This window comes from Methanobrevibacter curvatus (genome assembly GCF_001639295.1).
GTDB lineage: Archaea > Methanobacteriota > Methanobacteria > Methanobacteriales > Methanobacteriaceae > Methanoflexus > Methanoflexus curvatus.
In genome coordinates, this window is record NZ_LWMV01000156.1 from 1 (window position 1) to 25639 (window position 25639).

At 26.2% G+C, this 25639-nt stretch carries 22 protein-coding genes; 10 read left to right on the forward strand and 12 right to left on the reverse strand.

The window, feature by feature from the left end:
• Positions 1-418: 418 nt before the first annotated feature.
• The 7 genes from MBCUR_RS03900 to gatA form a co-directional block, all read right to left on the reverse strand.
• The gene (locus MBCUR_RS03900) at positions 419-736 is read right to left on the reverse strand and encodes a transcription factor S (RefSeq protein ID WP_067090438.1); all 318 of its coding nucleotides are present in this window, start codon (positions 734-736) and stop codon (positions 419-421) included.
• Positions 737-862: 126 nt separating this feature from the next.
• Positions 863-1282 carry an NUDIX domain-containing protein gene (locus MBCUR_RS03905; RefSeq protein WP_067090441.1) on the reverse strand — a complete coding sequence of 140 codons (420 nt, stop codon included), beginning with the start codon at positions 1280-1282 and terminating at the stop codon, positions 863-865.
• A gap of 33 nt (positions 1283-1315) precedes the next feature.
• Positions 1316-1636: a DNA-directed RNA polymerase subunit L gene (locus MBCUR_RS03910; RefSeq protein WP_067090444.1), complete on the reverse strand. Its 321-nt coding sequence runs from the start codon at positions 1634-1636 to the stop codon at positions 1316-1318.
• 158 nt (positions 1637-1794) lie between these two features.
• Positions 1795-2364 (reverse strand): exosome complex RNA-binding protein Csl4, encoded by a 570-nt coding sequence (locus MBCUR_RS03915; protein WP_067090447.1) that lies wholly within the window; start codon positions 2362-2364, stop codon positions 1795-1797.
• A 496-nt stretch (positions 2365-2860) separates the two neighbouring features.
• Positions 2861-4048: a redox-regulated ATPase YchF gene (locus tag MBCUR_RS03920; protein WP_067090450.1), complete on the reverse strand. Its 1188-nt coding sequence runs from the start codon at positions 4046-4048 to the stop codon at positions 2861-2863.
• 209 nt (positions 4049-4257) lie between these two features.
• Entirely contained in the window at positions 4258-5892 is a 1635-nt protein-coding gene (locus MBCUR_RS03925) for a nucleotide-binding protein (RefSeq protein ID WP_245637284.1), read from the reverse strand.
• Between the two features lie 284 nt (positions 5893-6176).
• Complete coding sequence (gene gatA, locus MBCUR_RS03930) at positions 6177-7556, reverse strand: Asp-tRNA(Asn)/Glu-tRNA(Gln) amidotransferase subunit GatA (RefSeq protein ID WP_067090453.1); 1380 nt, start codon at positions 7554-7556, stop codon at positions 6177-6179.
• An 889-nt stretch (positions 7557-8445) separates the two neighbouring features.
• On the opposite strand from gatA, the gene MBCUR_RS03935 reads away from it, so the two are divergent.
• From MBCUR_RS03935 to sfsA, 9 genes are all read left to right on the forward strand, one after another.
• Positions 8446-9249, forward strand: coding sequence for an MBL fold metallo-hydrolase (locus MBCUR_RS03935; RefSeq protein ID WP_067090455.1), 804 nt, complete (start codon positions 8446-8448; stop codon positions 9247-9249).
• 237 nt (positions 9250-9486) lie between these two features.
• Positions 9487-10677 carry an AAA family ATPase gene (locus tag MBCUR_RS03940; protein WP_067090458.1) on the forward strand — a complete coding sequence of 397 codons (1191 nt, stop codon included), beginning with the start codon at positions 9487-9489 and terminating at the stop codon, positions 10675-10677.
• A 390-nt stretch (positions 10678-11067) separates the two neighbouring features.
• Entirely contained in the window at positions 11068-12360 is a 1293-nt protein-coding gene (locus tag MBCUR_RS03945; RefSeq protein WP_067090461.1) for a TrpB-like pyridoxal phosphate-dependent enzyme, read from the forward strand.
• A 332-nt stretch (positions 12361-12692) separates the two neighbouring features.
• Positions 12693-13640, forward strand: a complete 948-nt coding sequence (locus MBCUR_RS03950; RefSeq protein ID WP_067090463.1) for a DUF1266 domain-containing protein — start codon at positions 12693-12695, stop codon at positions 13638-13640.
• Position 13641: 1 nt separating this feature from the next.
• On the forward strand, positions 13642-14118 hold the full coding sequence (locus tag MBCUR_RS03955; RefSeq protein WP_067090466.1) for a hypothetical protein: 477 nt from the start codon (positions 13642-13644) through the stop codon (positions 14116-14118).
• Between the two features lie 72 nt (positions 14119-14190).
• On the forward strand, positions 14191-14445 hold the full coding sequence (locus tag MBCUR_RS03960; RefSeq protein WP_157077659.1) for a hypothetical protein: 255 nt from the start codon (positions 14191-14193) through the stop codon (positions 14443-14445).
• 14 nt (positions 14446-14459) lie between these two features.
• Positions 14460-14588 carry a hypothetical protein gene (locus MBCUR_RS10925; protein WP_281190525.1) on the forward strand — a complete coding sequence of 43 codons (129 nt, stop codon included), beginning with the start codon at positions 14460-14462 and terminating at the stop codon, positions 14586-14588.
• A gap of 821 nt (positions 14589-15409) precedes the next feature.
• Positions 15410-16858 (forward strand): ATP-binding protein, encoded by a 1449-nt coding sequence (locus MBCUR_RS03965; RefSeq protein ID WP_067090473.1) that lies wholly within the window; start codon positions 15410-15412, stop codon positions 16856-16858.
• 80 nt (positions 16859-16938) lie between these two features.
• Complete coding sequence (gene sfsA, locus MBCUR_RS03970) at positions 16939-17640, forward strand: DNA/RNA nuclease SfsA (protein ID WP_067090476.1); 702 nt, start codon at positions 16939-16941, stop codon at positions 17638-17640.
• A gap of 106 nt (positions 17641-17746) precedes the next feature.
• Here the strand turns inward: sfsA and ribB are convergent, their stop codons facing one another.
• The 5 genes from ribB to cfbD all read right to left on the reverse strand — a co-directional run bounded on the left by ribB (position 17747) and on the right by cfbD (position 22066).
• Positions 17747-18412 carry a 3,4-dihydroxy-2-butanone-4-phosphate synthase gene (gene ribB / locus MBCUR_RS03975; protein WP_067090478.1) on the reverse strand — a complete coding sequence of 222 codons (666 nt, stop codon included), beginning with the start codon at positions 18410-18412 and terminating at the stop codon, positions 17747-17749.
• Between the two features lie 340 nt (positions 18413-18752).
• A complete protein-coding gene (locus MBCUR_RS03980; RefSeq protein ID WP_067090481.1) occupies positions 18753-19286 on the reverse strand; it encodes a DUF2115 family protein in 534 nt (177 codons plus the stop codon).
• A 77-nt stretch (positions 19287-19363) separates the two neighbouring features.
• A complete protein-coding gene (locus MBCUR_RS03985; protein ID WP_067090483.1) occupies positions 19364-19744 on the reverse strand; it encodes a DUF120 domain-containing protein in 381 nt (126 codons plus the stop codon).
• A gap of 121 nt (positions 19745-19865) precedes the next feature.
• Positions 19866-20507, reverse strand: a complete 642-nt coding sequence (locus MBCUR_RS03990) for a hypothetical protein (RefSeq protein ID WP_067090486.1) — start codon at positions 20505-20507, stop codon at positions 19866-19868.
• 461 nt (positions 20508-20968) lie between these two features.
• The gene (cfbD, locus tag MBCUR_RS03995) at positions 20969-22066 is read right to left on the reverse strand and encodes a Ni-sirohydrochlorin a,c-diamide reductive cyclase catalytic subunit (protein WP_067090487.1); all 1098 of its coding nucleotides are present in this window, start codon (positions 22064-22066) and stop codon (positions 20969-20971) included.
• An 886-nt stretch (positions 22067-22952) separates the two neighbouring features.
• Between cfbD and nrdD the strand changes: the two genes are divergently transcribed.
• Positions 22953-25250: an anaerobic ribonucleoside-triphosphate reductase gene (gene nrdD, locus MBCUR_RS04000; RefSeq protein ID WP_067090493.1), complete on the forward strand. Its 2298-nt coding sequence runs from the start codon at positions 22953-22955 to the stop codon at positions 25248-25250.
• The last annotated feature ends 389 nt before the right edge of the window (positions 25251-25639 follow it).

Genomic DNA, 25639 nt, shown 5'->3' on the forward strand with positions numbered 1-25639 from the left:
TAAATCTTTTATCTTCTATTAAGCTATTAATAAAACATAATTACATTATTAAATAAGAAAAAAATAGTATATAAATCTTTTTAAAAAAAAATAAGAAAAAAACAGCAAAAAATTATTTATTTTTTAATTAAGAGATAGTTAACTTAAAAAAATAATATAAATTAATAATATATTGATAAATTTAAAAAAAAATAATTAAATAAGTAATACAAATAAAATAAGGTATTTATTTAAGAAAAAAATCAAAATAATAACTAAAAAACAAAATAATTAGAAAATAAAAAAAGATGGTTAAAAAAAAAAAAGTAATACAAATAAATAAAAAAAAAATGCGAATAAAATAAAAAAAAAAGATAAAAATAGTTAAAATATATTTTAATGTTTTAAAAGTCTAAAATAATAAAATAGCTAAAAATATCTAATCGTAGTCACGCCAAGTATGTTTACATTCTGTACATTTAAAAAATCTTGTGGGAGCTTCATCTGCACTTCTTGTTTGAAGTAACCAATATTCTGCTTTTCTGTTTCCACATTTAGGACAGACTTCATTGGTTGTAGGAAGAATTCCAATGTCTTCACCTCGCATAATAACAGAATTATTAGAGTCAATTTTCTCAGAAACTGCATATTGCTCTTTATCTTCATCAGAAATGGTATTTTTATAACCACATTTACACTTCAAGTTGCCTTCTTTATCTGGTAATATCATTGCTCCACAATCTGGACAAAAATCCATAATAAACACCTATTGTTTAAAATTTATTTTAGATAGATTACTCTAAATAAAATATTAAAATCTAAATAAAAAGTCTTAATAAAAAAATTAATAAAAAAAAATTATAAAAATAACTAATAAAAATAACTAATAAAAATAATTATAAATGTCATTCAAAATGATTTTATGATCAAAAGCTAAGTTCATTGAATCGATATCTTTAAAAGAAAAAACTTTTATACTCTCTGCATCACTACCAGCATTTAACATCTTAAAATTCCCTGTAGCTAAAAAGACAATAGTGATAGTATGACCTCTAGGATCTCTATTTCCTTTAGAATAAACATTAAATAATTTTTCTAATTTAACATCAATATTAGTCTCTTCTTTAGCTTCACGAACAGCTGCAATTTCTGCTGATTCCCCATAATCAATAAACCCACCAGTTAATGCCCATGAGCCTTTAAATGGCTGATTTTTTCTTTGAATCAAAATAAACTGAGATGGATTACTCTCTTCGTAAATGAAAATATCAACGGTAATTGAAGGTTTTTTATAAACATTCATAGGTTCAATAAAATAAATAAAAAAATTAAGTAATTAGCTAATAGATTCAACTAATCCCTTAAATTCACTGTTTGTAGCATCTAACTTTTGTAATGCTTTAACTAAAGAAGATTTGGGAGATTTTTTATTTCTGGTTTTTATGGTAAAAATTGGATGACCAATAATAGGGTGATCAATTCCATAAACTGCATAAGTTACATTCTCATCTTCCATTAAATATTTTCTAAGTATGTTACACAATGTATGAGTTTCTCCTTTTGTCACAAATTCTAACTCTGTTTTAGAACTTTTAATAATCTCTATATCATCAGTTTTAATTTCTGCATCTTTATTTAATGTCTCTAAAGTATCCATAATATCCACCTTATAACTCTATTATCATATATTACTGAATGAAAATAAAATAAAAATAAAATAAAAATAAAATAAAATAAAAATAAACTAAATTGAAAATAAACTAAATTAAAATACGAATATTAAACAATAATATTCATAAATAAAAATGTATAATATTAATAAATGTAGTCGTCTGAAATTTTTCTTTTTTCTCTTTTTCCGCAAACTTCACAATATAATTCCGTTTTATTTTTACCTGGAATCATATATGCTCTACATCTTGTACACATTGCCTTTAAAACACCATCAGAATTATCTTCAGTATTTAAATCTAAATTATTTCCAGCAACTTTAGTAACTTTAGCTTGGATAATGTCTCCAATTCTAAAAGCATCAGTTAACTTTTCAAGATAACCTTTTTTAACTTGTGAAACATGAATTACACCCATATATGAAAAAACCAAACCTCTTGAGGTATTTTTAGCAGATTGAATATTTACCATTGCTCTTTGACCTCTAATATCAGTAATTTGTCCGTAAATTTTTTCTCCAACTTCTAAGACATTTGGATTTCCAGCTTTAGGAATAATTGAAATGGTTTTGGTCAAATCATTAATAGAAACTGTTCCTAAAACAGATGCTTTAATATATCCCCCATCATCATAAGCCAATTTATCAGGTAAAAACTGCTCACTTACCCCAATAACATCTCCTGGCATTACAAAATCTCCTGATTTTACACTCATTCTTACACCATAGTATTGTATAAATATTAGTTAAATACATAGCTAAATAAATATTAGTCAAATAATTAATTAAATAGATAGTTAAGTAAATAGCTAAATGATTTAGTTAAATAAATTTCTTTTAAATCAAAAAAAGCATATTATTAAAACTTATTGTAAATTATAAAAGTAATATCTTATTAAAAATAATAAATTTATACAATTTAATAAATGTATAAATTAAGAAAATTTAAGAAAATAATTAATATTAATAAAAGTATGAAATATAATCTCTTAAATTTAATTATTAATAGTTATTAAAAATTAATAGATGTAATTTATATGTTTATAATAATATTTAAAGTATTAGTAAAATTGAAATTTTTTTAGTATCATTTAATTTTCATAAAACAATACATTCTTCAAAAATAATTTAAAAATAATTTAAAAAAATTAAAATCAAATAAGAATAATAAAAAATAAATAAAAAATAAATAAAAATAATAAAAAACAAATATTAACTAGTAATAATACTTATAATATCTCCATTTAAAAGTTCATAATCACTTGAAACACGCATATTTGTTTTAGCATTAATTGCATGCATAAACTTGTCACCAATATCTGTATGAACAATATAAGCTAATTGTCGTGGATTTGAACCATTAGTAATTAAAATCCCATCAGGTAAAATATTACCTTTATTATCAGTAAGCTTGTGCTCATCTTCAACTGGATAAACAACAATCATATCTAATAGCTTAAATATTGCTTGATTAAGAGCTTCTTGAACACCAGTAGAACCAAATTTCTTTAAAACATTAATTTTAATATATTCTAATGCATTTTTTTGTGCTTGGGATAATTCTTCTTCTTTTAAAATATTAAAATCATCATTTCCAGAAATATAATCAATTAAACCACTTTCTGCTGCTTTAACAAGAGCCAATTCCGATTGAGCTGATGCAGCAATTACATTAGGATATTTTTCTTTAATTTTTTTAATATTTCCTTCTGCTGTAGGCAAATCTGCTTTGTTAGCAACAATTAACATTGGTTTAGCTATTTCTAAAAGTTTTCTAATTAATTTTAAAAAATCTTCTTTTTCCCATTTAGTGAAATCTGGGTCAATAGATCTTTTAGCAGTGATAACATGTTCAATAAGAATTCCTGTTCCTGAAAGCTGCTCATGGATTACTTTTGCAACATCTAATTTTTCTGCTTCAATTTTACGAATCAATCTACTCCAATTTTTGTTTAAAATTCCATAAATCCACATTACAATTTCTTCTTGAAGAAAATCAATGTCTTCAAGAGGATCATGAGAACCAGGATCAACTGGTCGCCCTTCAATATCTGTAGAACCAGAGGCATCAATTATATGTAAAAATACTTTTGCTTGGCGAAGTTCATCTAAAAACTTGTTACCAAGTCCTCTTCCTTCATGTGCCCCAGGAACAAGTCCTGCAACATCAATAAGTTCTATTGGTAAGAATCTAATTCCATCAATACATTTAGAATTCCTTGGATTACAATCAACTTCCATTTCCTTACATGGGCATTGACTTGTAACATTTCCAACTGCTTTATTTGCATCTATTGTTGTAAACGGATAATCAGCCATTTCCACAGTAGAAGATGTAGCTGAATTAAAAAATGACGATTTTCCAACATTTGGTTTTCCTGTGACTGCTATTTGTAACATATTTTCACTCCTTATATAATAGTAGATTATAATAATAGTTGAATAATAATTGAAATAGAATAATTAATAATAGAATAATTAACAATAGAATACTAATTGAAACAATTTTTTAATTCAATAATAATCAAAAACAATGATAATGAAATAATAAAATAACATTATACAATTATTAATATAATTCATATCAATAATTTCTCAGGCTATAATTTTTATTTAAAAAAGTTATTTATCTCTTCAGAGGATAAAAATCTATTAAATTCTACAACTTCAGCCATTTTAGCTATTAATTCTATGTCTAAATCTTTTTCCACTTGATTATGTGCAGAAATTGCAAAATCTTCTAATTTAATTTCAACTTCTGGGGTTCCTCCTCTTATTGGTAAATTTGCTTTACCCAGTCCAAAAACATTTTCTAAATTACTATGATTTTTAATATATGGTAAGACCTTTTTAAATATATTAAAGTCATAAATTCTATTTAAAATAGCTCCATTAACTTTTAAACCCATTTTTTTCAAAAAGTTAATGTGATTTGTAATGTCAACAGCAGAAGACTCTATTCCAGATTTATTCACACTTGAAACTAATAATAATGGAATATTTGATGAAATAGCAATTTCAACTCCAGAATAAGGCATTATATCTTTTAATAAGCCAATTAAAACACTCATTGCACCCTCAATTAAAACAATATCATAACTAGAAGATTTTAATGAGTTTAAAACATTTTCAATATCTACCCATCCAAGATTTCCAAGTTTTATTGATGCATAATTTTCCATTAAACCGTTTGTAAGGTATAATCCTGGGACAATATCCCTGATATCTGAACCTATTTTTAAAATTCCTACATTTAATCCTCTTTTTCTTAAAGCTCCAGCTATTCCAGTAGTAATAAAAGTTTTTCCAGAATCAGAACTTGTACTTCCAATAAAAAGAGCTAAAGGAGCATTATAATTAGAATTAAGATTTTTATCAAAGTTGAAACTATTAGCTATAATAGAATCACCAGTCAAATTAGAATTATTATTTATATTAAAATTATTAGTTATATTAGCCTTATTAGCTATATTAACATTATTTTTTTTACTTGAAATGGTATTTATAAAATCTAAATCTTTTTTTATAACTATTCCAGAATCAATAGCTATTTCTTGATTAATTTTTTCTTTAAACAACTTATTTCTATTAAAAATATTAATTTTATCTTCTTCATCTGAATCTAAAAATTTAAAAATATTATTTACAATTTGAGGATTATTATCAAGAATTCCATGAACCATTGTTCCAACAACATTACCATCATCATTTATTACTCCAGATATGGTTTCAAAATCAACATTATCATAGTTTGCTCTTTTTAATCTAGATTTAATAATAGTTTTATTATTTGTAGAGATTTTTCCATAGGTGTGGCAATGAAAACCAAGAATGGCTTCAACAACGCCATCAGTTAAAAATGATTCATTTAAAGAGTAAGCTTCAACTCTATCATTGCTTATCATTGGAGAAAAATTAACATCTAAAAGATTTAATCCTTTTTTAACAATGGGAAATGGTGAATTTCTTCCAATGTCTGTTGATGATGAAATAACTTGAAAACCAGAACATATTCCCAAAATTAACTTTCCATCATTAGCCATTTTCTTAATTTCAATAGCTAAATCATTAGTCATAGATTCTGACTCTACAATACTTCCACCAGGAATTATTAAACCATCTAATTCTTTATTCGCTGGAACACCATTGACTAAGCCATTTGATTTAACAAGATCGGTTGGTAAATTTCCAAAGGTTTCAAAACCTGGTAATGCACCCTTAATGTAAGCCATTCCAATTTTCATAATAACATAAACAAAAAACAAAATATTTTTTTTTAAAAAAAAATGGAGTTGTCTAATTTAAAAAAAATAAAAAAAAACAAAAGAATTTTAAAAATGCATTTAAAAGAATTTAAAAATTTTAAGAATTTAAAACATTAAAATAAAATATTAAAATGGAATATTAAAATAAATAATTAAAATATTAAGCTAAATATTAAATTAAAATATTAAACTAAATATTAGATTAAAATATTAAATTAATTATTAAATTAAGTATTAAATTCAAAAAAATGCAGTAATGAGAATTACTCAACTGATTCTAAGGCAATCATTGCTTCAAGGATTTTTAAATCTTCTTTAGGCTTTGCTTGTAGTTGTAATCCAACAGGAATTCCATTTACATCTCCAGCCTTCATACTGGCAGCTGGAATACCTGCTAAATTAGCTATTACAGTTAAAACATCATAAGCGTACATTTCCATTGGCTCTAATTTATCACCAATTTTATGAGGAAGTTTAGGGACTGTTGGGGAAGCTATTAAATCAACACCATCTAATAGCTTGTTAATTTCAGTTCTAATTAATGATCTTGCTTGTAAAGCACGTTTATAATACTTTCCACTAAATTCTTGTTGTGATATGTATGAACCCATTTCTATTCTTCTTAAAACCTCTTCACCACAAACATCTTCGATTTTATAACCATACTTACGTCCATCATACTTTCTTGTGGCTGAAAAGAACTCAACATAGTTTATAAGATAGTAAGTAGGTAAACATAAATCAACATAGTCAAATTTAAGGTTGATAATCTCTCCACCTAAATCTTCAATCTTTTCTAATGACTTATCAACTAATCCATTGATTTTATCATCTGTAACATCAGAAAACTCCTTAACAACAGCTATTTTTTTACCTTCAATTAATTCTTCAGGATTATTTTCTAATGGCTTTAAAAAGTCAGATGAATTCCATTTTAAGCTTGTACAATCCTTAGGATCATTAGTTACTAAACTATTTAAACCAATAGCTATTGCTGATGAATCAGCACCTAAAGGACCAATTTGATCTAAACTCATTGATAAATCTAAAAGACCTTGACGAGAGACTGCTCCATATGTGGGTTTAAAACCAAAAACACCACAGTGAGATGAAGGATTTCTAATTGAGCCACCTGTATCACTTCCAAGGGCAATATCACACATTAAACTAGCAACAGCAGCAGCACTTCCACCACTTGATCCACCTGGAATTCTACCAGTAGCAGCAGGATTGTCAGTTGAACCAAAATAAGAGCTTTCAGTAGAGCTTCCAGCTGCAAATTCGTCCATATTTGTAATACCAAGGATAATTCCATCTTCATTTAAGATGTTATCTATGACTGTAGCATTGTAACTTCCATAGTAATTTTCAAGTGTTTTAGAAGCTGCAGAAATAACAAAATCTTCCACATTTATGTTTGCTTTAATTGCAAAGACAAGTCCAGATAAAGCACCGACTTTTTCTCCATTTTTAATTTTTTTGTCAATTTTTTCAGCTTGATTTAATGCATTATCTCCATCCACTTCTAAAAATGCATTGATACTTTCATTCTTTTTTTCAATAACAGAAATAAAATCTTCAACATTGTCTTTTCCAGATAATTCCTGATTTTTAATAGCTTCTAACTTTTCAACAACTTTCATCTAAACACCATAATTAAAAAGGACAAATAATTAGTATTAATATAATATAAATAATGTAAATAAACCATATAAAGATAAAATATTAGAAAAAACCTTAAATAAAGATTAAAAATAAAAATAAAAAAATAAAAAATTTTTTTATCATTTATTGTAATCTTTTTAATCAATAGAGTTTTTAATCTAACACATAATAATAAAAGCAATAGTTAATAATAAATCTAATACTTAATAATATTATAATTATTATTTTCAAGGTTTAAATAATTAATTAATTTTAAAATATTTTAAGTGCTTATGGAAAGCAATTCATAGGATGTGCAATGATATTTTTGTAAAAACAGATATTTAATTAAAATATGTTAAAACATGTACCAAATATTAATAGATGCTTTTACAAAAAATAAATATTTAAAAATAATTATAATTTGTAAATAATTAATATTAATTTGTTAAATTTAAATTAAAATATTTTAAAGAATAATAAAAATTAAATGCCTAAAATAATTATTTTTATCAAATAAGGATTAATATTAATTAAAAAAGAATTTTATTAAATATTTATATCTATATTTATATTTATTTTTATAATAAAATGTATTATAAATTTATAAATTTAATTTAACTTAATTAATCAAATTTAAAAAAAAAAATTAGATTTTCGAATTGCTACACAGCCTTTTAAAAAAAAATTAATTTAAACTTAGTATAAATAATATAAATGAATATAAAAACATAAAGGAGTATATTTAAAAATAAAGAAAAAGAATTAATTTTAACAAAAAATATCATAAAATTAATTCATTTAAGTTTTTAGATATTACTTTAAAATATGTTTTTTAATAAATAGCTATTTTTTCTTATAAATCTATTTAATCAAAGGATGATCAATTTGAGCTTAAAATTATCTGTTTTGGCAAGTGGTTCCAGTGGAAATATTATATATGTAGAAAGTGATGAAAGTGCAATATTGATAGATGCAGGTATTAGTAAAAAACAGAGTGAAATCCTTTTAAATAAAATTGGCAAAAACTTAAGTGATATTAAAGCTATTTTTGTTTCTCACGAACATGTAGACCATATAAGAGGTGTTGGAGTCATTAATCGTGGGTATAATACATTAATCTACGGAAATAAGGATACATTAAGCTGTGATAAGTTTAGAAAAATTACTGGTAATGTGAATCCAGATTCCTTGAGATTAATAGAAGCTGAAAAAGCCATTAATTTTGATGATTTAAAGATTACTGCATTTTCTACCAGTCATGATTCTGTTAACTCTCAATTCTACATAATTGAACATGAAAATAAAAAATTTGTATGTTTAACAGATCTCGGTCATCTAAAGCCTGAAACTTTATCATTAATTAAAGGTGCAAATGCTTATTTAATTGAAAGCAACCATGATGTAGATTTACTTATTAATGGAAATCGACCAGAATTTAATAAAAAAAGAATTCTTAGTAAAGTTGGACATTTATCTAATGAAGATTGTGGAACCCATTTATCTGAGTGCATTGATGAATCTACACATACCGTTATTTTAGGTCATCTTAGCAAAGATCACAACAATAAATCCCTTGCATTAAACACTGTTAAGAAGATTTTATCTGAAAATTCTAGATTTTTTTCTAATTCTCTTAACATTATAGCTTTTACCCAAAAAGATGACCCTACAGATCTAATTGATGTTTAACAAGAAGCATAGAGAACATAAATAAACTTCTTTTTAAAAAATTAAAATAATTACTTAAAAAAAATTATTTTAAAATTATTTTAAAATTATTTTAAAATTACTTTAAAATTACTTTAAAATTTGATACACCTAAAGAGAATATATACATCATTTTAGAATATATATTCCATATACATCCAATAAGAATATATACACCTAAAGAAAATATATACATATAAACTTAAAAGAGATGAAAATATGTTACCTTGGGGAAACAATACACAATTGAGTAGTGGAGAATTCTACAACAGAAAAAATGAAATTGAGCTTTTAAAAAGCTTGTTAAATACAACCAGTACTGGTTCACCTCCTGCAATAATAATGCCAGGTATTCGAGGTGTTGGAAAGAGTGTTCTTTTAAAAAAAATCAAAAAAGAAATGGAAAATGATTATCTAATTTCATACATCGATTTAACAAAGAGTTATGGTTATCAAATGGGGAATTTAGATGAAAAAGGAATTATTGAAGAATTTTATAGTTCATGGATAAAAGCATCTAAAGAAAAAAACTTTAACACTTTATTAAATCAAATAAAAATGAGAATCAAATCAAAAACCTTTGAAATAAGAGATATTGTTGATGTTGGAGGATTTCCTGTTCCAGTACCAAAAACAGAGGAGGATATTAAAGGATTACTTGAATACACAATGGAGTTACCTCAAAATATCTATAATAAACATAAAAAGAATATTAAAGGTTGTATAATGATTATTGATGAAATACAAGCATTGAAGGATTTAGGTAAAAATTTAGATTCTTTTTTATGGTTTTTTAGATCAATTATTCAAAATCAAAGGAATGTAGCTTACATCTTTTCAGGATCCTTAAGCTCAAAAGACGAATTATTAGAGCAAATTGGAGGTTCAAGTGGAGCTTTTGGAGGAAGAATGTTGACAACAGAGATAAAACCATTTTCAATTGAAACAACAGAAAACTACCTAAAAGAAAGGATCCCAGAATTGAAGTTTACAGTGGATGGTTTTGAAAGATTCTACTACTGTACAAAAGGAATTCCATATTACATAAACATTTTTGCCAATTTATTAGAAAAAAATAAGAAACTAAATAAAGAAAACATAACAAAAGAATTCAAAAGAAATTTAACAATGTTAGCTGACCATTTAAAGTTACAGTGGGCGGTTTTAAATCATAGTGAACAAAAAATTTTAACTCTTTTACTAGATAAACCAGTGAAAAGAAAAGATATTTCTCTAAAATTAAACAGGACTTCGAATTCATTGAGTAAGCCAATAAATAACCTAATAAAAAAAGGTTTAATAGAAAAAAATGGACAAGGAACATATTATTTAACTGAACAGATTTTAAAAGCCTGGCTTAAAGAAGAATTCAAGACAAATGGGGTTTACCCATTTAGAACTAAATTTTAATTTTATGTATTAACCATTAAATAAATTTTAATTAAATTATATTTAAAAGAAATATTTTAAAAAATATTTTAAAATTTTATACAATCAAATGAATACATACATCTATGGAGAACATATACACCTAAAGAGAATACATATTCCACATACACCTATAGAGAATATATACATCCATCGAGAATATTTTTTAATTAAATGTATATTTATATACTATAAAGCATTATATATTACATTAATCAAAATAATAAGTATTCTTAAAAAATAATAAAAATGTTGAAAATAAATTAAAAAAAATATTAAAAAAATAGTAAAAAAATAGTAAAAACTAGTAAAAATCAAATAAAAGCAATTGAGATTAAATTAATAGATATTGAAAAACTAAAGTGTGATAAAATGTACAATATAACCTTACCAAGTGATGAAGTACCTAAACATTGGTACAATATAAATCCAGACTTACCTATAGAACTTCCAATGCCCATAGATGGTGAAGGAGGTCATCAAGTCGAAAATTTGCCAATAATATTTACAAAAGCAGTTTTAGAACAAGAAATGTCAATGGAAAGATATATAAAAATACCTAAAGAAGTTCGAGATATATATCAAAGAATTGGAAGACCTACACCACTTTTTAGAGCAAAATCTTTAGAAGAAAAGTTAAATACTCCTGCAAAAATTTACTACAAGCGAGAAGACTCATCTCCTGCAGGTTCTCATAAGTTAAATAGTGCTTTGGCTCAAGCATACTATGCCCGTGAAGAAGGAGTAGAAAAACTTACAACAGAAACTGGTGCAGGTCAATGGGGAAGTGCTTTAGCCCTTGCATGTTCAATGATGGGGATAGAATGTGATGTATATATGGTTAAAGTATCATACAATCAAAAGCCATTTAGAAAAACTGTAATGGAATTATACAACAGCAACATCTATGCATCACCAAGTATGAATACTGATGTTGGAAGAAAAATCAACAAAGAAACTCCAGAACATCCAGGTTCACTTGGAATAGCTATTTCAGAAGCTATTGAAGTAGCATTAGCCAATGAAAATACTAAATACTCATTAGGTAGTGTCTTAAACCATGTAATGTTACACCAAACTGTAATAGGTCAAGAATTAAAAAAACAACTAGAAATAGCTGAAGAAGAACCTGATGTCTTTATAGCATGTGTTGGTGGAGGAAGCAACTTTGCAGGGTCAATGTATCCTCTTATTAAAGATAAACTGGATGGAAAAATAGATGCAGAGTTTTTAGCTGTTGAACCAAGTTCCTGTCCAACACTAACTAAAGGGTCCTATGAATACGACTTTGGAGACACAGAAGGGTTCACTCCAATGTTAAAAATGTTTACTTTAGGTCATGATTTTATAGCTCCATCAGTCCATGCTGGAGGACTAAGATACCATGGCATGAGTCCACAGGTAAGTGTTTTAGCTAAGGCAAATGTAATTAAACCAGTTTCTGCTGCTCAAGAAGATATTTTCAAAGCAGCCCAACTGTTTGCTAGCACTGAAGCTATTATTCCAGCACCAGAATCTTCTCATGCATTAAAAATAGGAATTGACGAAGCTAAAAAAGCTAAAGAAACTGGTGAAGAGAAAACTATTGTTATTAACCTATCAGGTCATGGTTTACTTGATTTACAAGGTTATTCCGACTTTTTAAGTGGAAATTTAACTCAATAGCTCTTTTAAATCATTAATATATTTATATTAAAATTTTATAAAAAAAAATTTAAATAATAATAGTGGCATATAAATTATTTATTTAAAGTAAGTCCTCATAGACTGGTCTCTCCCATAGACAACACCCCATTAAATTGGAAAGTATCTATGAGGCAATAAACACTCTTTTTTTTATTAATAATGGGTTTTATTTTTCTAATTAATTTTTTTAAACAATTTTAAAACTATTAACCTCATTTTACTTTATTCAATCTATTTTTATTATATTTGAAAAATTTAGCTTTATCTTTAATATAATAAAGATAAAAAGAATTTGACTTGGAGGTCAGATTATGAATGATTATGAACATGAACCACTGTTACTGTTCCAGATTGAAGGAAAGCCTCGCAGACATAGGCTTAAGAACTTGCGTAGTTTTGTGGCAGTTTACAACAATAAAATCACAATTGAATTAGATGGCGAAACGGACATCTACTCCTCTGAAGAAATCTTTGACATATATATCAAAGAACCTATTGTAGAAGATGTAGGCAGTAAAACCACTGTAATAGAGTTCTATGAAGAAGGTGAGCAGGGATTTTATGAATTGGAGGACGATACATTTCCGGGTTTAGCAACTCAGATGGAAAAGGCACTTACTCACCAGTGGGTATACATCTTGGAAAAATGCGAATACCCTGAAACGGTCAAGTGGTTTAATGCCTGCAATGCCATATTGAACATTGCTACCGAACAAAACCCTATAATTTTTGGCGGGGCTGACAAAAATCCAGATACAATGAATGCTCAGCGAAAAATTCTGTTTGATACATGGCAAATTAACACTGCTAATGATTTGGTGTATTGGCTGTCCATGCTTCTAAATGGTCGTTCTGTTGAGCAATATGAAGATGTACTGGAAAACGGCAACTGTTTAGATGTTGATACAGGGGAGCTGTTTGAAAGAATAGAGCATGCAGGAAGTTCCCACTGCCTATGGGCATGGGACTTGCAACGTCTGATAAATCTCGCAGCACTCGGCTATCTCTGTGACTATCTCACATGGGAAGATGCACTCGACCACTGCCTTGAGGCTGGGCTAAAGCTACAAACTCTTTATAGCAGCTGGGATGAGTTCGTCGATTGTTATTTACTTGGATATTGTTATTGGGCAGAAGAAAATCCAGATGACGAGAGTGGCGAAGGATTTATGCGAAGACAGATTTATGATTATTATAAGAAACTAAAATCAAATCCATGGAAAATTCAATGGAATCACAAGCTATCAAGAGAATGGTGATATGCTTAAATTTGTAACCGATTTATTTACAGGAAATTACAAGATACTCGCATGGTTTATATTAGCAATTATCCTAATCTATATTCCAGCATGGTTTATATACCTTCATCTGCGAAAGAGGAAAAGCGAAGTATTTTTGTCCAAATATCCCCATGCTGCCAAGGTACACATTTTGCACGGTGAGCTTACAGGCAATCTAACCGTTCATTCTGTAGATGGAGAAAAGCCAGTACTTGATTCAGAGAGAACTGCGATGTATCTCTATCTGACACCTGGAATACATACACTTGAACTTGCATATCAGTGGACGGAAGTTGCACCCTTCGAGCAAGTATACGGACTGAATAAGACAATGAATGGGAAAAATGTTAGTATTAGAGTATCAATTGAAGTAGGCAGACACTATACACTTGGTTATGATAAGAAAAGGGAAACTTATCGCTTAAAAGTTGTAACACCACATCCTGCAAGAGTATAATATTAACATAACAGCATACAAAATTTGAATTTGAAAGGAAGTAGCACTATGGAGAAAAACATTCAGCAAATAATGGACGATTTGCAAAATAACATTGAAGACTCAGATTTTCAAGCTTATTGTAATTCATTGATGGAATCTTTAGGAAATCTGCCTTATCCTCAAGGAGCAATCTCTCCTTTGTTAATGTTTATGAGCAACAATCCGAACCTTGATTATGGTATACCAGGTGTGATTGCTCATTTCATCGAAAAATTCCCTGAAAATGAATATGCCGATGCACTTATTACTATTATTCAGAATAATCCTACAGAGCTCAATACATAGATGTTTTTCATATTATGAATGCATGGAGTAGTCCTCGGCAAAATGAGTATATTGACATTATGAAATCTGTCATCAAACATCCCCCAATAAGTGAAGAACTGAAAAATCAAATAAACGAAGATTTAATAGACTTTGAAGAATAAATAGTTATGAATCTCGACAAATTATAGTTAACAGGGATAATGGGAACAAAAATTTGAATAAAAGTCAAAGTGAAAAGAAAGGATCATGAAAATGGTCAAAGTGGAGAAATTGGAAAAAATGTCAAAAACAATTTGCTATAGTCTATTACTAAACTTTTTGCACATTAAATCAGTTTTGTCTATTAATATAAGATATTATAGTTAAGAAAATAAATTTTAGAAGTAATAATTTTTTTAAAAATTCTTATATTCATATATTAATTAAATCTTATATTCATATATTAATTAAATGATTATAATAAAATATTTTTTTATACCATATAAAGTTTTTATATAATAAAGGTATAAAATAATTATTTATTTTTATTCTTTTTCATCTTTTTTCTAATTCAAATTTCTTTTTCTAATTGATTAATTTCTTGTCTTATCATCTTTTGCTCATTTATTTTAGTTAATATTTCAGCAGGAACATCTTCACCCATAAATAACATATTCTTGAGCATGTACAATAAAATACAAAAAAATGCAACATGATCTATATTCCATTGCTTAGTTTTGGATTATTATAAACAAAGACATTTTGAGCTAAGATTTAATAAAAACAAACACTTTATTTATATATGTATATCCTAAAAGATATAAAAAATAAATATTTATATTTCCTAAAAGATATATAAATTTAAATACTAATAGATACAAAAAGATATATAAATAGCTGGATTTATTTTTACATAAAAATAATTTTAAATATTTTTTTACATTTTAAATATAAAGGTTAAATATAAAGGTTAAATATAAAGGTTAAATATAAAGGTGTTCAAATGGATGAATTTGATTTTAAAGACAAATTAAAAAATTATATTAACTCTAAGCAAGGTAATATGTCCTTAACACTTGAAAAAATTAATGGATTAAACCATAGAAAAGATTATTATGATGTTAAAAAACATTTAGACAATTTTTTAAATGGAATAGATGGTCACAAGTTCATTGTCCTTCCTGGCTTAAGAGGTGTAGGAAAAACAACAATTCTTCTGCAGTTATATAGTTATTTACTTAATGAAAAGAATGTTAATCAAAAAAATATCCTTTATATATCAATGGATCAAGTTGTTGACATGTTTAATACCAGTATTTTAGATGTTGTAGACATTTTTTTAGAATCGACACATGACACAGTAAAAGAAGCTTTAGACAAACCAATATTTGTATTTGTAGATGAGTGTCATCATGATAAAAAATGGGGTAGTTCTGGAAAATTCATATACGACGATTCTGAAAACATATTTTTAATTTTCACTGGTTCTTCAGCTATTGAGTTAGAATTAAATCCAGATATTGTTAGACGAAGTTTTAAACAAGTGATTTATCCAAACAATTTTAGTGACTATCTTCTTTTAAAGCATAATATAAAGACAGACTCTAAATTTTCTAAATCTATAGAAAATATAATCTATTTTGGTGCAGATAAATACATTAAGAAAGGAAAAATTTTAGAAGAAAAAATACATAAACAGCTATTTAACTTAAGAAATGATTCTAATTTAGAATTTAATAAATTTTTAAAAACATATGGATTAGTTTCAAGCTTAAAATTCCAAGAACGAGAGGCATATAGCGAGATGTATGAAATTTTAAACCATGTTGTTTATAAAGATATTCCCTCTATTAAATCATTTAACAATTCTACAAATGAAATTATAATGCGAGTACTTATTTATTTAGGATTAAAAAGACCAGGTTCTACATCAATTACAAAAATTGCAAATAATTTATCAGAAACGCCAAAATTAACTCAAAAAATTCTAGATGCTTTAGAAAAAACCCAAATGATTTTTTCTGTTAAGCCCTATGGTGGAGCAACTAAGGTAATTAAAAAGCCTTGGAATTATTATTTTTTATCTCCATCTATAAAATCAGCCATTAACTATGAAATAGGAATGTTTAACTTAAATAACAAAAAATGTTTAGGAGCACTATATGAGAATCTTGTAGCCACAGCTTTATACAAAATGACTAAAACAAGTTTTAGAGGCATGGGCTTATTTTATCCAACAGAGAAAAAAGATTGTGATTTTTTACTTAGGACCAAATTAGATGACATTGTTCCTGTTGAAGTAGGAATAGGTAAAAAAACTAAAAGCCAATTAAAAATAGCTATTAATAAATATGATTGTGACTATGGAGTATTAATATCTAACAGATACAATAAAATACAAAAGCATGACAATATAATCCATATTCCATTACTTAGTTTTGGGTTTTTATAAAAAAGAGGAATTTAGAAGTAAATTTTAGCTAAAAAAATAAAAAAAGATAAAAATAAATAAATTTGAATCAAGGAAATTAAATGACAAAATACATAAAAGCTAAATTCAAAGAGTGTCCAAATCGATTTATAGCCAAGGTCGAAATAGATGGAAAAGAAGAAATAGCCCATGTTCCCAATACAGGACGTTGTAAGGAGCTTTTAACACCAAATACAATCGTGTATCTACTTCCAAGTGATAATCCAAATCGAAAAACAAAGTATTCCCTACATTTTGTAGAAAACAGAGGTTATTTAGTCTCAATCTATTCAAGCCAAGCTAATGAGATAGTTTATGAAGCCATTAAAGCAAAAAAGATCAAAGAACTAAATGGCTACAACAACATAAAAAAAGAAAAGACTGTAGGTAATTCTAGAATAGACTTGTTTTTAGAAGATGAAAAAAAGAAACATCCTGATTGCTACATCGAAGTAAAAGGAGTGACATTGGTTAAAGACAAAACAGCTATTTTTCCTGATGCACCAACAGAACGTGGAAAAAAGCATCTTGAAGAGTTGATTGAACTTAAAAGACAGGGATTTAGAGCCATTGTGTTCTTTTTAATTCAGCACCCTCTTGGCAATAGCTTTAAACCTAACTGGGAAACTGATTTAAACTTCTCAAAAATGTTACAAATAGCTGAAAAAGAAGGAGTAGAAATTTTAGTTTATAAAACAATAAACAGCTTAGATAAAATAGAAATTGATGAAAATTCAGTAGAATATGACTTAAGCAACCATTAATAAATTAATTTCAAAAAACATTCTTAAAAAAAAAAAAAAAAAAAAAATTATGAAAAACACACATAAAACAACTTAAAAAAAATAATAAAAAGTAATAAAAAAGAATTTATTTCAAATATTCTTCAATAACAATATTACCATCCATAAAAACTAAACCATGGTCTTTTGCATATTTTTCTGCTTGTTCAACTGTTTTTGCATTTCCTGTATCTCCATCCATCATTTCACAGACCACTGTAACTGGAGTAATACCAGCCATTTCAGCCATTGCTAAACTAATTTCTGTATGACCTTCTCTTTTCTTTAAAAGCCCATCAGCTCCACGTAGTAATGAAACATGCCCTGGAGATCTAAATTCAGCACCAAATTCATCAAATTTTTTTTCAGAACATAATTTTGCAACACTACTTATAGTTAATGCCCTATCATTATCTGTTATCCCTGTAAATGTTTTTCTATTATTTACCCATATTGCAAATGAAGATTTTTCATCATAAGGAATATCATTAGGAGTTAAAGCCTCTAAAATAGGATATTTATCTTTTGCAACATCCATTATATCTGTCATAAATGGAATACCTATTTTATCACAGTATTCTGGATGAAGACATGTGCAGATTAATCCTCCTGCATCTTCTCTCATAATAGTTACTTCACGGTTTGTTACAAATTCTGCACCAATAATCATATCTGTTTCACTTTCTCTTTTCTCATTGTCATACATTAGGACAAATTCTCCATTTCTCATTGCTTTTAGTGCTTTATCTAACATATTTTAACCTATACTCTTAAATAAACTATATCATTTTAAAAAATGTATATTTTCTTAAACATTTATCATTATTAAATATATACTTAAAAATATTTAAATTTTTTGAATTTTTTGAATTTTTTAATTTAAAAAAATCATTCTATTAAAAGTATAAAATTTAACAAGCATGTTGAAAATTAATAAAAAAACAATAAAAAAACAATAAAGAATTAATAAAAATTAAAAATAAGAACTAAATACATCCAATTAAATAAATAAATAAAGTAAATAAAATAAATAGACTAAATAAAATAAATAGGCTAAATAAAAAACAGTAAAATAAATTAATTTAAAAAAATAGCTAACCCTGATGTGCTAAACAAAATCTACAAACTGCTTTGGGATTTGTAGTATTATTTGCTTTAACTGGACAGTAAAATTTCCCATTGTCCTCTCTAACTTTTGTGTGTCCTGGAAATATGCTTCCAACAGCATGTATTGGTTCTTCTAAAATAAAAGTAGTGTAAATACAAATTAAATAATATATTTGTCTTTGTTTTTTAAATTCATTCTCAGGATCTTCTTCTTCTCTGTTTTCGTCTTGGTTTGAAAAAAAGTCAATGGCTTTAAGATATTTTTTCTTATGAATTTTCTCATTATATTCTTTATCATCAATACCTATTTCTGCAACTTTCATGTAGAAATTCTTGATGTAAATATCATCAAAATGACCTTTGTATTCGTCTCTTACATATTTGCAAGCATCTCTAAAGTTAGATGTTGATGACATAATATCAAAAATAGAAATATTTTTAGCATATTTTTTTAAAGCATCTAAAAGATCATTTTTATATATTATCTCTTTAGATTTTAATTTTTTAAAGTCTTTAAACATAAAATCACACAAATACTAACCCATTACCAATAATGAAAGCATATAAATATTTTTAATTTAATTTCATCCATACAGATTTATAGTAAGATTTTTAACTTTACTTCCTCATTATCAGAAAGTTTTAAGGTTTTTCTTAATTCTTGTAAAGCTATAAACTCTAGATAGTTTTCTTCATGAACAGTTTTATCTGGAAAAACAATTGCTCCTTCAATCTTATCATTTAAAATAGCTTTGATAAATCTAACACTACCATGATCATTTTCTCCTTTGATCAATATTGAATGCTCATTTTTTAATTCAACAATTTCATCTAAATATTTTTCATCTAAGATTATATTTAAAGTTCCAGAATAAGGAGTAAAACCTAATTTTTCATTAAATTTATTCTTATAAAAATCCATTCCTATAAAATAAGCTCCTTTTCCAAGTCCAGTAGTAATTTTTCCAGTAATCTCCATAGTAACCTCATATAAGTAAATTTGATGATATATTAGTAGAATTCATTTAAAAAAAAAAAAAAAAAAAAAAAGATTTTTTCTTAAATTTTTTAAAAATTTCTTTTTTAAGTAATAATTTTTTCTAAAAGTTGATTTTATCAAGATTTAATATGAATTGTAGCATGAATTTATCTATAATTGTCTGTGATTGATATATATTAGTTTCATATATTAAAGATGGAATTCCACTCTTTAAAATTGGAATTGAAACATATTCTGGACTTGTTGGATGGTCATCAGTAGCAGGCACAAAATTTAAAAGTTCAAATCCATTAATATTCTTTACTATATCCTTAGCTATTTCTGTTGATTTATTATCATTTAATGGAGATATTATAAAGTTATCTTCCACATAAAATGCTCTATGTCCGTGAAAATCAATAGTTATTGAATAATTTTTCTTCATTATATCTGGAACAACAAATTTTTGAGCCAATAGTTGTCCATTATCCCTACTTTTATCAAAATCTTCATTATTTTTAGTTACATCAACAATATATACATAATAACTACTATTTAAAGAATTTGAATACTTTTTTATATATTTTAATAATGATTGGTGAGATTTAAATTCTAAAGGATGAACTCCAATAATAACAGCTATTTTATTAGTAGAATTAGGATTTCCATATGGTCCTTCAAGAGTGACTTTACCTGATTCATTTTCACCTAAAAGAATCGTAGAATTATTATTTAGATTGCTTATACATATAAAAGTAATCAAACTTATAAAAGCAATTAATATTATTAAAATAAAAATTATTATATTGCGTTTTGTTAAAAGTTTATCTATAATAAGAACAGCCTCATTTTTTGGATATAAAAAGCATATATGATTTGTTTTTATTAAAAAAATAAATTTTCACATTGAAAACTATTAAATGTTTATTAAATAATTTAATAAAAAAATTCTAATAAAAAAATTAAGAGTTATAATATCTAAAGAATTATATTCTACTATTTAAAAAGATTTTTTTGGGAATAAAATAAACCCAATACTTGTATTCAATAAAAATAACTCTTAATCTAATATCTTGTTTCAAATATTTAATTATATTGATTCTTTAAATAATTTGAAAATTTAAACAGTTTAAAAGTTTAAATAATTTAAAAGTTTAAATAATTTGAAAAAAATCTCTATAACTCATAAACATTACCAGTGCTGTTATAAATCAATTGAAACTGTTATTCACTATCTATTTCCCATTGAACAGCTGATTTTAACATTAAACCAAAATCAGACTCTACAATATGGTCAACTCCTAAAGTTTTTGAATGAGCATCCAATTCAGCTACAACATAATCATATCCTAAGTCAAACAATGGTTCAACTAAACGAGGCCCATCAGTAACTGCAATAGTTGTTATATCTTTATTATCAATGTCTTCTATTTTTAAAGCATGTGGAACTCCAGCAACTACTATTAAATCAAATTCACCATTATTAATACATTCAAGTGCATTATTTCCACTAATAGGATATTCATCAAGCCCTCCAGTAATATGATCAATATTTATCCCATTATTTTCTAATTCAGATATGATATTTTTAACATGACCCCTAATACGAGGCAATCCAATATTTATATCTAAATTAGCAATAATTTTAGGTTTATTGTCTTTATTAATGGCTGAAAAACCTATGTTTAAAAAATCACTAAATAAGTATGATGTTTCTTTCTTTGCATTTAATATAAATGCAACTTTTTTATTATTTTTAATTGCTTTGACTATTATTTTTGCAACTTTCTCTTTATTATCTCCAAAAGATGGTTTAATATATTTTCCTTGTGCCATTCCTCTAGTTTTTTCAATTTCAGTTGCTAATTTTAACATTTCTATTTGTCTATCTGCTTCATCTGAATCTATAACCTCATATTTAATAGCAGACTCTAAAACAGCTATTGCACCTTCAGTATTATCTCCTTCAGATAATCCACCATGTGATTCAACAGGTAAAACTATTGCATTAATATTTGCATCTTCTACTGTGTTTTTAAGATTTTCACCAATTATCATACTTGCACATGTCCCTACTACCCCTACAAGCTTAGGATGAAACATTTTTTCAGCTTTTTTTAGGACTTCTACAAGCTTTTCACTTGCACCAAAGACAAAATCATTTTCAGCCATTGCTGTTGTTAGAACACGAATTCCATCACCTTCAAGGAGCCTTCCAGTTCTAAAACAGCAGCCATGTGGTCCATGAAGTATTATAACATCGGCATTTAAATCTCTAAGAGTATAAAGTGAAGCAGCTATTGGACTTGGACGTGGATGCATTTTTAACCCCAAAATATATTTATTTAAGCTTTAAATATTATATGGATATGTTATAGTTATTTTTAAATATTATTAACTATTTTAAATAAAATCGTGATGAATATTAAATAAAATAAATAAAATAAAATTAAATAAGTACTTAAAATAGATTAATATTTAAAATAATTATAATAAAATAATTTATAACATAATAAGAAAATTTATAATTCTTTTATATATCTATATATTTAAGTATTTCATTATAAATTTTACTTAAAAAATAAAAAAAAATAAAAGTATAACAACCTAACATTAAAAAATAGCATTAAATGTTCGATGAAATTTAAAACAGAATAAATGTTTTATACAATCTAAAACAAAATTAAATGTTTTATATAACTTAAAACAAAATTAAAAAGGTTAATTAAATAAAAACAGAATAAATTAAGATATGTGGATTATCCATTAAAAGAACATAAAAAATATAATAGAGGTATTACTAAGTAAACAAACGAACAAAACAAACAAATCGTGGTTTTTAAACTATAAATAAATGATTAAAAACATTTAAATATAATAAAAATCATAGTTTTATAAAGTCAAAAATACTTTTTTCATTAGCAAAAGAAGATATAAGATTATTAAATAATGAAAATACTTTCAAAAACATTTTAATAATGTATCAAATATTTTAAAAAAAATTATTAAAATTTAAAAAAAATTATTAAAAAATTAAATGAAAAAAATATGTACTAATCTAATTAACTATAATAATTTAACTATAATAATTTAACTTTTCATAAGAAATTAACTTTATAAAATAAATGATTTAAGAAAATTTAAAAGAGATATTAAAAATTTAAATTTTTTATTAGGGGGCGTAATATTGGAAAATCAATCTAAAGCAATGAATAATCTTGAAGGTATAAATAGAGTACTTGTTAGAAAAAATAATGGATATAAAGAGGATTTTAGTAGTGAAAAACTTTTAAAATCTCTGATCCTTGTTGAAGTTCCTATAAGAGAAGCACAGAATATTTTAAATAAAATCGAAGATATTATTTTTGATGGAATAAAAACCAAAGAAATTAAAAAACTATTATATGAATATTTAGCAGATTTTGATGAAGAACTTGCAAACAAATATTTAGCTACTACCGCATTAAAAGTCCGCACATCTAGAGATAAAATTGAACCCTTTGATTTAGGAAAAATTGCCAATACATTAGTTGTTGAAACAGGTGCATCACAAGAAACAGCATTTGAAATAGCTACAGATGTTTGGAAAGAACTAAAAAAACTTAATGTAGAATATTTAACTGCTCCAATGATTAGGGAAATTGTTAACACAAAGTTAGTAGAACATGGACTAGAAGATTTAAGAAGCAAATACACTCGTTTAGGTATTCCAGTTTACAACATTACATCTTTAATTGAAAATGGGTCCCGTGATAATGCTAACATGATTCACAATCCAGAAAGTGTTCACAAATATGTTGCTGATGAAGCTCTTAAACAATATGCTCTTTTACATATGTTACCTGGACATTTAGCCGATGCTCATATGTCAGGAGATATTCATATTCACGACCTTGAATTCTTCGCAGGCAGACCCTTAAACTGTATGCAACATGATATTAGGACATTTATTAAATATGGACTTAAAGTAGATGGTACTGGAGATCATACTTCTGTTGCTGGTCCACCTAACCATATAGAAACTTTAATGAACCATACAGGAGAAATAATGCTTGCTGCACAGCAAAATATGTCTGGAGGACAAGGAATGTCTCTTTGGAATGTATTAATTGCACCATTTGCTCGTGGCTTAAGTTATGGTGATATTAAACAAGCTGTTCAAATGTTGGTTTACAATTTAAACATGGCATATGCTGCAAGAGGTTCTCAGGTTCCATTTACAAGTATGAGTTTAGAGTTTGGTGTTCCAAAATTTTTAGAAGATGTTACAGCTTATGGACCTAAAGGTCAAGTTGCTGGTGTCTACGGAGACTTTGAAAATGAAACCAGATTACTCCAAAGAGCATTTACAGAGACATTACTTGAAGGAGATGCAGATGGAAAGCCACATCTTTTCCCAAATACCATTTACACCTTAAGAAATGAAACACTTAAAGGAGATTATGAAGAAGACTTACTTAGAGTCCATGAACTTTCTGCAAAGTATGGATCGTCATACTTTGCAAATCTTTTACCTAAATATAGAGGTAAAATGGCAAATTACATGGGGTGCAGAACTTGTCTTCAGGACAATTGGACAGGAGATTGGGATGAGGATTGTTTAAGAACAGGAAATCTTGCTTACATTACTATGAACTTGCCAAGAATAGGATATCAATCAAAAGATGAATCTGAAGTCTTTGAAATCTTAGATTCCTACATTGATATGGCAGTTGAAGCTCTTTTAATTAGAAGACAACAAGGTTTAAACTGTCTTAATAACTATAATTTACTTCCATTTTTAAACCAAGAAGTTGAAGATGATATTTACTACAGAATAAACAATTCTACTCTTTCATTTGGTTTTGTTGGAATTAACGAAATGTTACTTGCTCTATTTGGAAAAGGAATAGATGATAAGGATGCTAATAAATTTGGTATTAAAGTTATTGAGCATTTTAACAAAAGAGCAAATGAACTTAAAGATGAAACTGGATATAGATGGAGTGTTTTACAAACTCCAGCAGAATCAACTGCTTACCGTTTTGCATCACTTGATAAAGAGAAATTTGGTGATAAAGCTATTTTACAAGGTTCAGATAGTGCTAATTACTATACTAACTCCTCACATGTTCCAGTAAACTCTGATGTTTCTTTAGTTGAAAAAATAAAAATTGAAGAACAGTACCATCCAATTACTGCTGGAGGGCATATTTTCCATGCATTTATGGGCGAATCTTATTCCGACCCTCAATCATTAATGAGTTTAACAAACAAAATAGCTAAAAAGTCAGATATTGGATTCTGGGCTTATTCTTCAGCTTTAAGTTTCTGTATTAAATGTAAAACTCTTATGAAAGGATTAAATAATAAATGTCCTACCTGTGGAGAAGTTGATGATGTTGAATGGTATGACAGAATCACAGGATATGTTCAGCAAGTTGGAAGGGCAAAATCATCATCTGGTGGTTGGAATCCTGGTAAAAGACAAGAATTATTAGATAGAAGAAGATTTAAAAACGAATAAATTTTTATTTTTTTCTATTTTTTATTTTACCTCTTTATGTTACATCTTTTTTTACATCCCATATTTGAATTTTAATCTTATTTTCTAATTTTATCTTTTTTAAATATTTTAAATTAAAAAAGAACTAAATTTTTTTTAAAAATATTTTTTAATTTTTTCTTTTTATCCTTATTTTTTTAAAATTTTATTGTTTATGAGATAACAAAATAATAACAAATGAAACAAATAAAAATTTTTAGAAACTATAGTTTAAATCGAAAAGTTTAAAAGCAATGTTTAACATATTATCTTTATGGCAAATAAAGTACAAAAAAAAGTTAAAAAATGTATTAAGAAAACTCGTTTGAATAAACTTATTAATAGACATCAACAAAAAGCTGATGTTTTAA

Bases quoted from the DNA above. Each gene is read 5' to 3' on its own strand.
- MBCUR_RS03945 (WP_067090461.1), top strand. From the start codon at position 11,068: ATGTACAATATAACCTTACCAAGTGATGAAGTACCTAAACATTGGTAC.
- cfbD (WP_067090487.1), bottom strand. From the start codon at position 22,066: ATGCATCCACGTCCAAGTCCAATAGCTGCTTCACTTTATACTCTTAGA.
- MBCUR_RS03980 (WP_067090481.1), bottom strand. From the start codon at position 19,286: ATGTTTAAAGACTTTAAAAAATTAAAATCTAAAGAGATAATATATAAA.
- MBCUR_RS03920 (WP_067090450.1), bottom strand. From the start codon at position 4,048: ATGTTACAAATAGCAGTCACAGGAAAACCAAATGTTGGAAAATCGTCA.
- MBCUR_RS03905 (WP_067090441.1), bottom strand. From the start codon at position 1,282: ATGAATGTTTATAAAAAACCTTCAATTACCGTTGATATTTTCATTTAC.
- MBCUR_RS03940 (WP_067090458.1), top strand. From the start codon at position 9,487: ATGTTACCTTGGGGAAACAATACACAATTGAGTAGTGGAGAATTCTAC.
- nrdD (WP_067090493.1), top strand. From the start codon at position 22,953: ATGAATAATCTTGAAGGTATAAATAGAGTACTTGTTAGAAAAAATAAT.
- MBCUR_RS03915 (WP_067090447.1), bottom strand. From the start codon at position 2,364: ATGAGTGTAAAATCAGGAGATTTTGTAATGCCAGGAGATGTTATTGGG.
- MBCUR_RS03960 (WP_157077659.1), top strand. From the start codon at position 14,191: ATGGACGATTTGCAAAATAACATTGAAGACTCAGATTTTCAAGCTTAT.
- MBCUR_RS03900 (WP_067090438.1), bottom strand. From the start codon at position 736: ATGGATTTTTGTCCAGATTGTGGAGCAATGATATTACCAGATAAAGAA.
- gatA (WP_067090453.1), bottom strand. From the start codon at position 7,556: ATGAAAGTTGTTGAAAAGTTAGAAGCTATTAAAAATCAGGAATTATCT.
- MBCUR_RS10925 (WP_281190525.1), top strand. From the start codon at position 14,460: ATGAATGCATGGAGTAGTCCTCGGCAAAATGAGTATATTGACATTATG.
- MBCUR_RS03955 (WP_067090466.1), top strand. From the start codon at position 13,642: ATGCTTAAATTTGTAACCGATTTATTTACAGGAAATTACAAGATACTC.
- MBCUR_RS03985 (WP_067090483.1), bottom strand. From the start codon at position 19,744: ATGGAGATTACTGGAAAAATTACTACTGGACTTGGAAAAGGAGCTTAT.
- ribB (WP_067090478.1), bottom strand. From the start codon at position 18,412: ATGTTAGATAAAGCACTAAAAGCAATGAGAAATGGAGAATTTGTCCTA.
- MBCUR_RS03965 (WP_067090473.1), top strand. From the start codon at position 15,410: ATGGATGAATTTGATTTTAAAGACAAATTAAAAAATTATATTAACTCT.
- MBCUR_RS03925 (WP_245637284.1), bottom strand. From the start codon at position 5,892: ATGAAAATTGGAATGGCTTACATTAAGGGTGCATTACCAGGTTTTGAA.
- MBCUR_RS03950 (WP_067090463.1), top strand. From the start codon at position 12,693: ATGAATGATTATGAACATGAACCACTGTTACTGTTCCAGATTGAAGGA.
- sfsA (WP_067090476.1), top strand. From the start codon at position 16,939: ATGACAAAATACATAAAAGCTAAATTCAAAGAGTGTCCAAATCGATTT.
- MBCUR_RS03910 (WP_067090444.1), bottom strand. From the start codon at position 1,636: ATGGATACTTTAGAGACATTAAATAAAGATGCAGAAATTAAAACTGAT.